Here is a 13,697-nt window from a genome sequence, read left to right as displayed (position 1 = left end):
CCGAATCACCTCAATTGCAACAATATGAATTATAGATAGGCCAACTTGTTTTGTCAATGTTTTTTCTTTACACTAAAATCAGTTGACGACGGCGCTTTGCCAAAGCGTACTTATCCATCTTACACCAATCCAATCGACAATGCAAAGGAGTAATTTTATGCGAAAAACGGCCATCATTGCCGAGTACAATCCGTTCCATAACGGGCACCTCCATCAGGCGGAACGAGCCCGGATCGAAACCGACGCTGACGCTGTCATCGCCGTCATGAGTGCCCAGTTCACCCAGCGCGGCGAGCCGGCAGCTTTCGACAAATGGAGCCGGGCCCGCGCCGCCGTCCAAACGGGCGCGATCGACCTCGTCATCGAACTCCCGACGCGTTTCGGCGTGCACCGGGCCGACCGGTTCGCGAGCGCCGCGGTCGCCATCGCCGAGCGCGTACGTTGTCAAACGCTGTCCTTCGGTAGCGAGAGCGGCGACATCAGCGCCGTTACCCAGGCGGCGGCGGCCAACATCGAAGCGACTCCAGCCTATCAGACGGCGTTCAAAGAAGCGTTGGACAATGGACGTTCTTCCGCCAAGGCGTCGAGCGAGGCGTTCGGGTCACTCTATCCCGACTTTGATTTGACGCTCCCGAACAACATTCTCGCCTATCACTACGCGAAAGCGGCGACGTCCATCGAACTGCACACGATTCGCCGTCTCGGGGCCGGATACCATGACCCGAGCGTCTCAGACGTCATGTCGGCCACGGGCGTGCGCGCCCACTACTTAGAGTCAGGTATGGTCCGGGCCGTCCCTGACGCCACGAGAACGCTGTTTCAGGACAATCCGATGGCGCATTGGTCACTTTATTGGCCCGTCCTTCAATATAAGTTGCGGACGACCCCGAAAGACGTACTTGAGCAACTCGTCGGTATCGACAGCTCGCTGTCGCCCCGCTTGATTCAAGCCGGGCTCGAGCCGACGTTCGAACAGGCGCTCGCCCGCTTATTGACGAGACGTTATACCCGGACGTCCATCCAACGCGCGCTCGTCGCCATCCTCATCCATTGGCGACAGGACGAGTTGCCGGAACGGTTCGACGACGTACCGTATATCCGTCCGCTCGCGTTCAACACGATCGGGCGCACTGTGTTAAAGGACATAAAAAAAGACGTACCGCTCCTCAGCAAGTACCATCCCAATCTTGCGTTCGAGGCTCGAGTGACCGAGGCGTATCGCCTTCCGCTCGGAAATCGGTCACTCGTCGAACATATGCAAACTCCTCAATTCATCGATTCTAAATAATCGATGGCTTCCTCGACCGTCTTGACGGGAACGACTTCAATGTCGCTCTCAAGTCGGTCGAGCGACTCCATCGCCTCGTCGTAGTTCGACCCGGCCGGCACGAAGAACACGGATGCCCCAGCCTCGTCCGCAGCTACGATTTTTTGCCATGCCCCGCCAATCGGCCCGACGTTCCCTAACTCATCGACCGTTCCCGTTCCGGCAATGACGGCACCGCCCGTCAAATCGCCCGGCGTCAACTGATCAAAAATCTCGAGCGTGAACATGAGGCCGGCCGACGGTCCGCCGACGTTCGTCAGTTCGAACGAGACGTCCGGGTCCGTGCGCACGTCCTGGACGGGCAGCGGCTCATAAATCCCAAGCCCGACCCGGTCCCCGCTCCGGTCAATCGGTTGAATCAGCGTATCGACCTCACGTTCGCGACCGTCACGTTCAAGCGTGACAGAGACTTCATCGCCGGCTTCAAATGAGGCGACGCGTTCGATAAAGTCAAGGCGCGATGCGAACGATTGGCCATCGAGCGCCGTGATGATGTCACCCGGCTTCAAGACGTTCGCGGCGAGCGACCCCGTGATTGGGGCCGAGACGTACATGCCGTCAAACGTCACCGTCACATCGGCGTCCGCCAACTCATAGGCGTATTGAATCGCCGCTTGTTGCGACGACGACATCAACAACTCTTGTCTGCGTTCGTAGTCCGCCTCGCTTTCCCCGTCATACAGATAGCGGCTGGCCGGACTCGCCTCCGTGAACGGGGTGAACCAGCTGCCGACGAGCCAGAGCGGTGTCGCCCGGCGTTGCGAGATGGTCACCATCTTCAGTTCGCCCGGTTCTTTGTCCCCGCCCTCGACCGTCATGAACTCTTCGATCGTCGTCGCCTCGCCCGGATACGTGATGTAATACGGGAGGGGCACGAACAAGAAAATCAGGACGGCCACGAGCAGACCGAAACCGATTTTGAGCGACTTCATTGTCCGTGACTCACTTCATATTTTTGCCGCAACGCGAGTTCGACTTGCTCCGGGACGAGCTCGGCGACGGACGCCCCGTATTTGGCAACTTCTTTCACGATCGAGGAGCTGAGGAACGAGTACTGGCTGTTCGTCATCATGAACAACGTCTCCACGTTCTCATTCAACTTTTTATTGATCGATGCGATTTGAAGCTCATACTCGAAGTCCGAGACGGCACGCAGGCCACGGACGATGGTCGCTGCCTCACGCTTGGCAGCATATTCGACGAGCAAACCCCCAAACGCGTCGGCGGTGACGTTAGGCAAATGCGTCGTCACGTCACGAATGAGCGACAGACGCTCCTCCACGTTGAAGAGCGGTGCCTTGCTCGAGTTTTCGAGCACGGCGACGATGACTTCGTCGAAGATGGCCGCCGCCCGCTCGATGATATCTAAATGGCCGTTCGTAATCGGGTCAAAGCTCCCCGGGCAAATCGCGATACGTTTTGACATGTTCTCACTCCTCGGTCGCTGCATACTCGTAAAAGCTGATCGTAATCACGTCCGAGTAGCGTTGCACCTTGATTTTTTCCAACTGTCCGACTCGGTCCGGCAACATCACGTCGCTGCCGTGCTCGCAGACGACGACGCCGTTGTCCGTCAACAGCCGGTTCGTTTCAATGATTTCTAAAAACGGCACATGTTCTTCCGCATGATACGGAGGGTCCATGAAAATCAGTTTGAACGGCTGACCTTTGAGGACGAGTTGGTCGAGAACCGAGCGGGCGTCTTGTTGGAGCACCGTCGCTTTCGACTCGTAACGTGTCGTCTGCAAATTGTCTGTGACCGTCTGGACCGCCTTCCGTTGCTTGTCGACGAACACGGCATGGTCACACCCCCGGGACAACGCCTCGATCCCTAGACCGCCGCTCCCGGCGTATAGGTCAAGCGCATCGCCCCCGGCGAAATAAGGACCGATGATGTTGAACAACGATTCTTTCACTTTATCTGTCGTCGGTCGTGTGGCCGACCCCGGGACCGCCTTGAGCCGGGTCCCTTTTCGTTCTCCTGAAATCACTCGCATATCCGTTCTCCTTCACCACAAAAGATGAAGGCGGTACCGCCTTCATCTCTGTGTTATTTCTGCTTCGATTCATACGTTTCCGCGACGAACGGCCGCTCACTGCGGACGACCGCTTCGACGAACGGCAACGCGCTCACTTGTTCGAGAATCGCCTCATGTCCATCAAGGTCGGTATACAAGAAGGCGTACTTCTCCCGCTTTGACACGTAATACAGGTTCGCATAGCGACGCAACGCCTTCACTTGTTTCAACGATTGGACGTAGACGACGAACCCGATTCGACCATTCAACTCAAACGTCTCAGATGGCACATCCACAGCTTCCGCCTCCACAACTTCCTCCGCCTGAACATCCGCCTTCGTCGAAGAACGGGTTTCCGGTCGGGACTTTGATTTTTGGAGAAACCGAGAAGGCCAACAGCTCACTCACTTCCCCGAGCAGTTTATCTAAACTGCGTTCCGCTTTTTTAAATGCGGCCACTTCTGGCTGGACATCGAGACGCCGTTTGACGAGATGCATCTCTTTTTTAATGCGATCGTGGTCCGGGTGATGTTTCCCGAACCGCTGTACGTACTCGTAATCTTCTTTCATCCGCAAGAACTCACGTTCCACGATGCGCGCTTCCTCTGATTGGGCTCGCGCTTGTTTCGTGGCGATATATGTTTGGAACGACTCGCTCGCTTCAATCAAATCGGCTAACGATTCCGTTTGATCGAGCAGGGCGATCGTCTGTTCAGTAATAATCATGGCTTTCACCCTTTCTGCCATGATTTTAACACATTTGATTCCCTCTGTAAGCAATCGGCTTTATAATTGAACGTGACTGTCAAGCGTCCAACCAGAAAGGAAGTGAACAGGTGCGCACCTGCACCTCGCTATGAAAAAAGTCTCATTCAATATGATTCGCTCGGCCGGCATTAAAACCGACTATGCGAAACCTGAATATTATTACGACCAGCTCGATAAAGTAAGAGCAGCCGACCTCGTCTTGTTCCCTGAATATTGGATGGTCAACTCAATCATCTATGGACTCAACAAACCGATTTTCCCGTCCCCGGCCACGTATCATCTCGGACACGATAAGATCGAGATGACGCGCGCCTTCAAGGCAACGTTCCCGCACCGAATCCCGAAGACGCTCATCTACGGGAAAAACCCATATACAATCGAGCGTGTTTTGGAAGAGTTCGAGTATCCGTTCGTCGCCAAGACGGCCAAGTCGTCGATGGGACAAGGCGTCTGGCTCATCAAGCATGAACAGGATTGGCTCGAGTACGTCGACAAGCATGAGACGTTCTACGTCCAGCAATACATCCCGAACGACCGAGACCTGCGGATCATCGTCATCGGTGAAGAAGTCGTCGGTTCGTATTGGCGTGTCAGCGAGGCGTTCTTGAATAACGTCGCCCAAGGCGCCCAGTTCTCGTATGACGATATCCCGGAAGACGTCGTCGCGGAAGTGCTCGACATCGCCAAGACGCTCCACATCAATCACGCGGCCTTCGACGTCATCGTCGCCGACGGTGAATTTTACATTTTAGAGTTCAACGTTTTCTTCGGCTCAGAGGGACTCATGCCGCTCGGGGTAAGGCTTTCGGACAAGATCGCCCAATACCTCGATCCCCGCGCTTGAGGCGTTCATCTTTTTTTCACAATTTGAACACACGTTATTCCAAGAACGTTTTCGAATATGATATGATGACATATGAGGTTTATTAGGGAAAAGGGGGATTATGATGAAATTTGAGCAGTTCCACATCGAGGGAAAAGAGATCCGCTTCGGTTTGCTCGAGACGATCATGGATCATCATCATTTCATCCGTGAAGGCGCTTGGGACTATGAGCGTGCAACGTATGACATGAAGTACGAGAAACAATCGACAGGCGAAACGTTCTACCTTCGCTTACCGGTATATGCAATCGAAGGCCAAATCGAGGACCGTCATGCGGTCGTCAAAATGTTGACACCGATTCTCGGAAAACATTACTACCCGCACGGCGTCGAGTACGACGAAGAGTTCCCAGAAGAAATCGTCCGTGATTGCGAGCGTCGTCTAGCCGCACTCGCTGAGACACTCGAAGTAAAACCCCTTGCATAAGCGAAGGGGTTTTTCTTATGGACACATATAACGAACCGAGGTAAGCATCGGCAGAGCAGATTACGCCGACAAGTCCTCTGATTGGATGATGGTGCAGCCCTTTCCCTCGTAATACGCGATCATGTCGTCGATTTTCTTCAAGTCATAGCTCGTGATGCAATCCGACAGGACGCTGACCGTATAGTCGGATTTCCGCAGATTGTAACACGTCGACTTCACACAGGCGGTCGCATCGGCACCGGTGATATAGAACGTGTCGATGCCATGCTGTTCAATGAACGCCGCGAACGCCTCGCTCGTCAAGGCGTTGCCCTTGTATTTGGTGAATACGTGATCGGACACGATCTTCAAATCTGGCGCTAATTCCGCCCCGCGCGTCCCGGTTTTGAACGTTCTTGTCCCCGCGGATAAGTTCTCATGTCGGATATAGACGACGGGAATCCCCTTGTCGACCGCCCAATCGATCGATGTGTTGATGTTGTCGATGACCGCTTTGTAATTTTTCGTGATGTCATTTTGAATGTCGATGACGACCAATGCTTGCTGTTGCATCTGATTTCCCCCTCGATGAGTCGCGTATCGTGACTACTGCCTTCATCATACCAGAGTTCGTTATTGGAAAATATAGACAACAATCATCATCAACAAACGAAAAAGGGAGGACCCGCCGAGGGCCTCCCTTTTGTCATGTCGCGATGACGTTGAGCGTCACATCGACTTGTCCGAGCAACAAGTCGAACTGGTCGCGCACGTATCGATATAAGCGTTCAGCCTCAACGAGTGAGACGGGTGCAACGATTTGATAATCGTATCGCTCTTTCGAGACGGACACGACCTTCACTTCACGCAATCCGAATTCGATTGCACTGCAAGCAATCAAATCCTCAATCGCCCGCTCAGCGATCGTCACATCTCCATAGGAATAATCATTTCCGATGACAGCCATCGTATCATTCATCTTCTTCACTCCTTTTCTGCCGCGAGTACTAACACGTCCTCCATAATGGTTTCGATATCGACGGGTTTTTCTCCTGCCGTGGCCATTTGGGCGACCGCACGGACGTCGTGCTGACGGTCGATGATATACATCGTCGTCGCATGCGTGACGAGTCCGCTGTTCGCTTTCGAATAATAGAATTGAAGCTGACGCGTGATGCGGTCGATATCGGCCTGGTCACCGGTCAACATCTTCCAACCCGTTGGTTCGGCTTGGAATGCCTCCCCGTAATTCTCTAGGACCGGCACCGTATCGACTTCAGGGTCGACAGTGATGGCGACGAGCTCGACGTCCGTCCCGTACAAGTCGTTCGCTTTCAACTCTTGCTCAAGCTTCATGAAGTCACGCAACGTGAGCGGGCAGATGTCCGGACAGTTCGTATAGAAGAACGTGACGATTTTGACTTTGCCATTGTCCGAATTGTACGACTGACCGTCGAGCGCATTCGTCAACGTGAACGGGGTCGGCTCTTGGATGACGGGCAAGTCCTCTTCTTTAAAGAATAAGAAGTACGAGGCCACACCGATTGCCACCAGAATGGCGACCGTCAAGCCGACCGTCATATAGCTGTTCCGTTTCATGCTCATCCCCCTCTCTCGATTCACCCACCGATAATGGCACGGAAGACGTTTGTCGTCTCACCCGGGTCATAGGCGACATAAAGGAGGACGTATACCATCACGCCTGTAATCGCTGTGAAAAACCAGACGACCGAGGCTTTCGGTCCGATTTTACGGTGTTTCTCGACTTTATTTTTATAGCCGAGGTAAAGCGTGATCAATCCGAGGACCCCACCTGTCGTCGCGAGCAGGATATGGAAAATCATGAACGCCAAATAATAAGGCTTCACTGAATCCGGTCCCCCGAAGGCGGTATTGCCGACGAAAATCGTCCGTGAGACGTAGAGAATGAAGAATGTCGTCGCGGCGATCGCGGCGGCCGTCATGACTTTCTTATGTTTGTCGACGTTGCGGCGATCGCGCGCAATGATCGTCCATCCGATTGCGACTAAAATAGCACTGATGACAATGAATGTCACACTGATCAAGGCAAGATAGTTCATCGTAGTTTCCCCTTTGATTTAGTTCATTTTTTCTCTTTTGGTTCTTGCGGTGTGAACGACATGCCTTCGTCAAGCGCAAGCGATTTCGTCCGGCGCACCCAACCGAAGAACGTCCAGCCGAAGAAGAAACCGTATACGACTTCTTGACCGAGCTTCATCAATACCCCGCCGAAGCGTTGGTCTTCAAGAGCGCTGTTCGTCGCTCCCATGAGCGCATTCAAATCGAGACCCGACACATCGCCGTTCGGCATACAGTAGCCGAGCACCGTTGCGAACGTCTCCGCGTCCGTATAGGCGTCATACAAGATGCCTTGGCTGAAGATGATGAACGCACAGGCAGGTGTCAAGAGCACACCGTTCGCGATGATGTACACCATCCGCTTCAAATCTGACATCCCTTCCTCTTCTTCTGAGAGGAACGGTGCGATGACCGGATACCACATCGTCAAACTGAAGACGACGAGGGCGCCGTGGAAGATGCGATGCACACCATAGTTCGTCAAGACGTAGTCAAAGATGAATGGCATGTGGTAAAACGTGAACAATGCATTGAACAAAACGAGTGCGATCAAAGGTTTTGTCATAAACTTGAGCGTCGGCCCAATCACCTTATAGCTAAATAATTTCTCGAACACCCAATACGGCATCCCGTACACGACGAGCGCCGGTGCGAGCACATAGACGAGCACCATCTGCAACATGTGCACCGAGAAGATGATGTGTGCAAGGACATCGACCGGACTTCCGAAGCCGATGTAATACAATAAAATGGCGGATAACATGCTGAACTTTTGTAGTAACGTGGTCGACTCGTACCCTCGCTTCGCCATTTTCTCTGTGACGACCGCATAGAGGACGTACAACCCTACCATCAACAATCCGAACCATGGACTCCAAAGTGTCATCCAATCGAACTGTTTGAGTAGCTCTGATGTATTCCAGAGCATCCCTTCACCCCTTTTCTTTCTCTCCCAAACCGATGAAACCGTTCACTTCAAGATTACTATTCCTTTATTTTTGAAGTAAAGCAAAAAGGACTGAATCATCTGTGTTTCCACAGATGTTCAATCCTTTGTCACATTTACCAAATGAGCAAGCGAAGTGCAGCGACTGTAATGATGGCGACAAAGATGCCAAGCCACATCATTCCGACGATCCACGTGTTGCCACGGTTGTTCATATGCATGAAGATATACAGCTGCAAGAACACTTGGATGATGGCGAGGATGATTAAGAAACCACCTGCTGCCCACACCGGCATGAGTTCAGCGTATACGGCGCCGAACGCGACAAATGTGAGCAAGATCATCATCGCGAAGCTGATCAACTGGAGTTGATATTCGCGGCGTGACTCGGCTTTTACTTCGAGCTCTAACTGTTTGTGCGATTCGTTGATTGGTTGTTTTTCCATGTTAGCTCACCATCCCTAAGAGGTAGACGATTGAGAAGATGAAAACCCAGACGACGTCGATAAAGTGCCAGTATAGGCTCGACACGTAAAACTTCGGTGCGTTGTACACATCGATCGGACGGTTCCAGTTGCGAATTAACAACGTCGTGATCCAAAGTAGACCGAACGTGACGTGCGCGCCGTGGAAACCGACGAGCGTGTAGAACGCAGATCCGAACGCGCTCGACGTGAACGTGTGACCGATATGGTAGTAGTGGATGAACTCGTAAATCTCAGCTCCAAGGAAACCTGCCCCGAGGAGAAGCGTGATCACCAACCAAAACTTCATGCGGCCTGGATTGTTCGCTTTCATGTTCATCATGGCGAGAACACTTGTGAGCGAACTTGTGAGGAGGAGCATCGTCATTAAGAAGACGAGCCCCATCTCAAAGATATTGTACGAACGAAGTTCCTCTGGCGCACCAGAGTTGAGTAGACCGACATACGTTCCGAAGAGCGAGGCGAAGAGAACGGTCTCTCCACCGAGGAAGAACCAGAAGGCTACATATTTATTTTTCCCTTCCAGCGTGGCTTTCTCTGGATTGGCCGGAATTCCGGTCACCGGGTGTTTTTCGACTGCATGTGCCATTTATTGGTCTCCTTTCTCACGAATCGCTTTCAAATCCGCTTCGATCTTCGATTTTGGAATGTAGAAGCCATGATCGTCAATCCATGAACGGAGGAACATCGACACGAATGTGATGAGCAATCCGATCACGATGAGCGACCAACCGACAACCGCGTTATCCATTTGGAAAATCGCTCCGAGTCCGGCGATGAACAAGCCGAGTGACATGAAGAACGGGATAATCGAGTTGTTCGGCATATGGATGTCTGCTACTGGTTCAGCGACAGATACCCGTTTGTTGCCCGCCATCTTCTCGAGCCAGAACGTATCGAGACCTTTGACAAGCGGTGTTTGTGCAAAGTTGTACTCTGGAGTCGGTACAGGAAGCGTCCACTCCAATGTACGTCCATCTTCCCAATGGTCCGGCTTGACGCGTTGTTTCGACAAGAATGCTTTCACAACAGCGACGAGCAAGACGATCGTCGACACACCCATGAAGAAGGCTCCGATTGTCGACAGCAAGTTCATCGTCTCAAACCCTTGGTTCGGAAGGTATGTGAAGACGCGGCGTGGCATCCCGAACAATCCGAGGAAATGTTGCGGGAAGAACGTCAAGTGGAACCCGATGAAGAACAACCAGAACTGCCAGTAGCCAAGCTTCTCAGAGAGCGCTTTGCCGAACATGAGCGGGAACCAGTAGTAAAGTCCTGCAAATAGACCGTAGACAACTCCACCTACGATAACGTAGTGGAAGTGAGCGACAACGAAGTAACTATCGTGGTACTGATAGTCGGCCGGTGCGACCGAAAGCATGACCCCTGTCATTCCCCCGACGAGGAATGATGGAATGAATGCGACCGAGTAGAGCATCGCGACGTTGAACTTGATTTGTCCGCCCCATAGTGTGAACAACCAGTTGAAGATTTTGACCCCTGTCGGAACGGCGATGGCCATTGTTGCGACAGCGAAGATCGAGTTGGCGACCGGTCCAAGACCGACCGTGAACATGTGGTGGACCCAAACCATGAATCCTAGGAAACCGATGAGCATCGTTGCGAAGACCATCGTTGTATAACCGAATAGGCGTTTACGAGCGAATGTCGGAATAATTTCCGAGAAAATACCGAACGCCGGTAAAATCAAGATGTATACTTCCGGGTGTCCGAAGATCCAGAAGAGGTGTTCCCAGATGACTACGTTACCGCCGGCTGCCGGGTCGAAGTAAACGGCCCCGAACAAGCGTTCGAACATCAACATGAACAATCCGACTGTGAGCGGTGGGAACGCGAAGACGATCAACGCCGAAGCGACGAACGTCGTCCACGTGAAGAGCGGCATCCGCATGAGTTTCATACCTGGAGCACGCATGTTCAAAATCGTGACGAGGAAGTTAATCCCGGCCATGAGTGAACCGAAACCTGAAATTTGAAGACCAAGGGCGTAGAAGTCGACCCCTGATGCTTCCGGTTGTGTCGAGAGCGGCGCGTACGCCGTCCAGCCTGCGTTCGGCGCTGCGCCGAAGAACCAGCTAAGGTTCAACATGACACCACCGAAGAAGAACAACCAGAATCCGAGTGAGTTAATGAACGGGAACGCGACATCTCGTGCCCCGATTTGAAGTGGTACGACGGCGTTCATGAATCCGAATAACATCGGCATGGCCGCTAGGAAGATCATCGTCGTCCCGTGCATCGTAATCAATTGGTTGAACGTTTCGCCGCTGACGAAGTCGTTCATCGGACGAACGAGTTGCCACCGAATAAGTAATGCTTCAATTCCACCGAGAAGGAGGAAGAAGATTCCTGAGAACAAATACAAAATACCGATTTTTTTGTGGTCAACCGTCGTAACCCAATCCATGATGCCATTGTATTTACGCGGTTGCTGCAATGCAGTGGTCTGTGCCACGTGAAATCCCCCTTTTCCCGTTAGTCAATCTTCTGATCGTACAAGAAGTCAACGAGTGCATCTAACTCTTCATCACTGATTTGGCCTTCACCGAAGCCAGGCATGAGCGCGCCTTGTTTCAATTCTTGAGGATCACGAATCCATTCTTTCAATTTCTCTTCGTTGTTTTCAAGATAACCAGCTAACTTTTCGCGATCGCCGAAGTTTGTCAGACTAGGCGCGACTTTCCCGCCGCCGTGACAGCTCAAGCAGCTCTCGACGTAAACGGCCTCACCTGTCGTCAAGTTTTGGTTATCGGCAACAAGTTTTTCTGTGTTCGCGTCTTGCTGTGCTTTCATGTCTTCGAGCCATTTGTCGTAATCTTCTTGTTCGAGTGCGATGACTTTGAAGTCCATGAGCGCGTGTGACGGTCCGCAAAGCTCGGCACATTTCCCGAAGAACGTACCTGGTTCATTTGCATGCAACCACATTTCGTTATCAAGGCCTGGGTTCGTGTCCGTTTTACCAGATAAAGCCGGTACCCAGAACGAGTGGATGACGTCTTTCGATGTCAAGTTGATGCCGACACGTTTGCCGACCGGGATGACAAGTTCTTGTCCCGTGACGACGCCTGCGTTCGGATATTCAAACTCCCACCAGTACAAGTTAGCCGTAACATTGATTTCTTCTTCTTTTTTCGCTTCTTTCGCTTTCGCGAGTTCGACAGTCGTCGTGATTGTCGGTACAGCGAGAATGATGAGCAAGATGATTGGCACGACTGTCCAAATCATCTCGAGCGTGCTGCTTCCTTCGACTTGCTTCGGAATCGAATCGTCTTTACGACGGAACTTCATGAGCACGTAAACGTAAATGATCGATACGATGACGAGTACGAAGAGCATAAGTACCAAACTGATGATAATGATCCGGAGCTGAATTTCAGCGCCTTCTCCCATCGGCTTCAATGCAGACAATCCCTCAACGCCGCACCCTGATAATAGCAGTGCGAACATCATCATCGGGACGATGCCAAACAGAAGCTTTTTAAATGATTTCACAACAATCCCCACTTTCTCCCAAAATGATGTGTAATGGTTTCTATATAGTGAGTGTGATTACGCTAGTGCTGCCGTCAAAATCAGCGCGACAATCCACACGACTAAATAAATTAATGAATAAAAGAACATTTTGTTTGCCCACTTGATTTCATCCTCGGCTTTAAAACCTTTCAACCCGAGATATAACCAGTAGCCCCCAAGACCGGCTGCAATGATTACGTAGACTAACCCGTAATGCATGAACAAGAGCGATGCTGGAATCAGCGTCGCAATCCACCAGATGATTTGACGCTTTGTAATCGCAAAGCCGTTGACGACCGGTAGCATCGGAATGCCGGCCGCTCGATACTCCTCGACACGCCGCATGGCGAGCGCGAGGAAGTGTGGCGGTTGCCACAAGAACATGACGAGGAACATGAGCCACGCGTCGATATGAAGCGCAGGATCGATGGCTGCCCAACCGATGAGCGGCGGTACCGCTCCGGAGATGCTGCCGACGACCGTGTTCAACGTGTGCGTCCGTTTAAGCCACATCGTATAAATGACGACATAAAAAAATGCCCCGATTAAACCGAAGACTGCTGCCACATACGAGACGATCAATAAGAGCAATGTCCCGATCGCAAGCTGCGTTAATCCAAGGAGCAAAATCCGTTCTCCTGAAATTTTACCGGTGACACTCGGCCGATTGTCTGTACGTCCCATCAAGTAATCGATATCACGGTCCACGAAGTTGTTTAGGTAACAACTCCCGGAGATGACGAGTGCGCTTCCTAACATCGTTAATAAGAGCTGCGGCCAAACCTCAAATAAATAAAAGACTGGCGTATCACTCTGATATGTTGCTGCTACAAAGAAACCGGCGAATACCAACAACAAGTTGGCGCGAACGATTCCCATTTTTGCCAGAGCAACATAGTCGCGGAACGAGGCGGATTCTGTATATTCTACTTCTGCCATTGTTCCTGGGTTGACTTTTGTCATACTGACCCCCCTACTAATCACGAAATCCACGTATTCTTTTCACAGAAAAAACACAATATGAACAAAGTTCACCTAACTCATAACAAAGATACCATATTTTCAAAAAGAATACGTCGTTTATGCTTGTAAAATAGCTAGTTTTTTGTGACAAACGTGTGATAATTGTCACAGTAAAAACGCCATGTTAATACTAGAATAACGATTTTGATAGCGATTGCAAGCTTTTCCGTTTCGTTTTTACGACGTAAAGCCGTATAATAAGTATGG

General features: G+C 51.6%; 18 protein-coding genes. 3 read left to right on the top strand and 15 right to left on the bottom strand.

All coding sequences use genetic code 11. From position 1 onward, the window contains the following. The first annotated feature begins 157 nt into the window (after positions 1 to 157). Positions 158 to 1,288 (top strand): tRNA(Met) cytidine acetate ligase, encoded by a 1,131-nt coding sequence (locus M467_RS25585; protein ID WP_021067033.1) that lies wholly within the window; start codon positions 158 to 160, stop codon positions 1,286 to 1,288. Here the strand turns inward: M467_RS25585 and M467_RS25580 are convergent. Genes M467_RS25580 through M467_RS25560 form a run of 5 tightly spaced genes read right to left on the bottom strand, consistent with a single transcriptional unit; the run spans position 1,267 to position 4,071 of the window. Continuing rightward, positions 1,267 to 2,259 (bottom strand): SepM family pheromone-processing serine protease, encoded by a 993-nt coding sequence (locus M467_RS25580; protein WP_021067032.1) that lies wholly within the window; start codon positions 2,257 to 2,259, stop codon positions 1,267 to 1,269. The genes M467_RS25585 and M467_RS25580 overlap by 22 nt on opposite strands. Then, positions 2,256 to 2,753 carry a pantetheine-phosphate adenylyltransferase gene (coaD, locus tag M467_RS25575; RefSeq protein ID WP_021067031.1) on the bottom strand — a complete coding sequence of 166 codons (498 nt, stop codon included), beginning with the start codon at positions 2,751 to 2,753 and terminating at the stop codon, positions 2,256 to 2,258. The genes M467_RS25580 and coaD overlap by 4 nt, the downstream gene beginning before the upstream one ends. A 4-nt stretch (positions 2,754 to 2,757) precedes the next feature. Next, the gene (rsmD, locus tag M467_RS25570) at positions 2,758 to 3,324 is read right to left on the bottom strand and encodes a 16S rRNA (guanine(966)-N(2))-methyltransferase RsmD (RefSeq protein ID WP_021067030.1); all 567 of its coding nucleotides are present in this window, start codon (positions 3,322 to 3,324) and stop codon (positions 2,758 to 2,760) included. A gap of 53 nt (positions 3,325 to 3,377) precedes the next feature. Beyond that, the gene (locus M467_RS25565; protein ID WP_021067029.1) at positions 3,378 to 3,641 is read right to left on the bottom strand and encodes a DUF2129 domain-containing protein; all 264 of its coding nucleotides are present in this window, start codon (positions 3,639 to 3,641) and stop codon (positions 3,378 to 3,380) included. After that, positions 3,625 to 4,071 carry a YlbF/YmcA family competence regulator gene (locus tag M467_RS25560; RefSeq protein ID WP_021067028.1) on the bottom strand — a complete coding sequence of 149 codons (447 nt, stop codon included), beginning with the start codon at positions 4,069 to 4,071 and terminating at the stop codon, positions 3,625 to 3,627. Before M467_RS25560 ends, M467_RS25565 begins: the two co-directional genes overlap by 17 nt. Positions 4,072 to 4,201: 130 nt before the next feature. Here M467_RS25560 and M467_RS25555 point away from each other — a divergent pair, with 130 nt between their 5' ends. Both M467_RS25555 and M467_RS25550 read left to right on the top strand, forming a co-directional pair. Further along, positions 4,202 to 4,957, top strand: coding sequence for an ATP-grasp domain-containing protein (locus tag M467_RS25555; protein ID WP_021067027.1), 756 nt, complete (start codon positions 4,202 to 4,204; stop codon positions 4,955 to 4,957). 103 nt (positions 4,958 to 5,060) lie between these two features. Further along, entirely contained in the window at positions 5,061 to 5,423 is a 363-nt protein-coding gene (locus tag M467_RS25550; RefSeq protein WP_021067026.1) for a YugN family protein, read from the top strand. 60 nt (positions 5,424 to 5,483) lie between these two features. Here the strand turns inward: M467_RS25550 and M467_RS25545 are convergent, their stop codons facing one another. The 10 genes from M467_RS25545 to cyoE form a co-directional block, all read right to left on the bottom strand. Further along, entirely contained in the window at positions 5,484 to 5,975 is a 492-nt protein-coding gene (locus M467_RS25545) for a cysteine hydrolase family protein (RefSeq protein WP_021067025.1), read from the bottom strand. A 133-nt stretch (positions 5,976 to 6,108) separates the two neighbouring features. Next, entirely contained in the window at positions 6,109 to 6,381 is a 273-nt protein-coding gene (locus M467_RS25540; protein ID WP_021067024.1) for a hypothetical protein, read from the bottom strand. A gap of 5 nt (positions 6,382 to 6,386) precedes the next feature. Continuing rightward, positions 6,387 to 7,001: an SCO family protein gene (locus M467_RS25535; protein ID WP_021067023.1), complete on the bottom strand. Its 615-nt coding sequence runs from the start codon at positions 6,999 to 7,001 to the stop codon at positions 6,387 to 6,389. A gap of 20 nt (positions 7,002 to 7,021) precedes the next feature. After that, positions 7,022 to 7,483 (bottom strand): DUF420 domain-containing protein, encoded by a 462-nt coding sequence (locus tag M467_RS25530; protein WP_021067022.1) that lies wholly within the window; start codon positions 7,481 to 7,483, stop codon positions 7,022 to 7,024. Between the two features lie 23 nt (positions 7,484 to 7,506). Next, a complete protein-coding gene (locus tag M467_RS25525; protein WP_021067021.1) occupies positions 7,507 to 8,430 on the bottom strand; it encodes a cytochrome c oxidase assembly protein in 924 nt (307 codons plus the stop codon). A gap of 134 nt (positions 8,431 to 8,564) precedes the next feature. Further along, on the bottom strand, positions 8,565 to 8,894 hold the full coding sequence (locus M467_RS25520; protein ID WP_021067020.1) for a cytochrome C oxidase subunit IV family protein: 330 nt from the start codon (positions 8,892 to 8,894) through the stop codon (positions 8,565 to 8,567). Position 8,895: 1 nt separating this feature from the next. Beyond that, entirely contained in the window at positions 8,896 to 9,522 is a 627-nt protein-coding gene (locus tag M467_RS25515) for a cytochrome (ubi)quinol oxidase subunit III (RefSeq protein WP_021067019.1), read from the bottom strand. After that, on the bottom strand, positions 9,523 to 11,361 hold the full coding sequence (ctaD, locus tag M467_RS25510) for a cytochrome c oxidase subunit I (RefSeq protein WP_051627797.1): 1,839 nt from the start codon (positions 11,359 to 11,361) through the stop codon (positions 9,523 to 9,525). 68 nt (positions 11,362 to 11,429) lie between these two features. Then, positions 11,430 to 12,446, bottom strand: a complete 1,017-nt coding sequence (coxB, locus tag M467_RS25505; RefSeq protein ID WP_021067017.1) for a cytochrome c oxidase subunit II — start codon at positions 12,444 to 12,446, stop codon at positions 11,430 to 11,432. A gap of 57 nt (positions 12,447 to 12,503) precedes the next feature. Next, positions 12,504 to 13,430: a heme o synthase gene (gene cyoE, locus M467_RS25500; protein WP_021067016.1), complete on the bottom strand. Its 927-nt coding sequence runs from the start codon at positions 13,428 to 13,430 to the stop codon at positions 12,504 to 12,506. Positions 13,431 to 13,697 lie beyond the last annotated feature (267 nt).

Origin of the sequence: Exiguobacterium chiriqhucha RW-2 (assembly GCF_000416965.1) — a bacterium.
GTDB lineage: Bacteria > Bacillota > Bacilli > Exiguobacteriales > Exiguobacteriaceae > Exiguobacterium > Exiguobacterium chiriqhucha.
The sequence above is the reverse complement of the archived record's forward strand: the minus strand, read 5'-3'. Positions and strand labels throughout refer to the sequence as shown.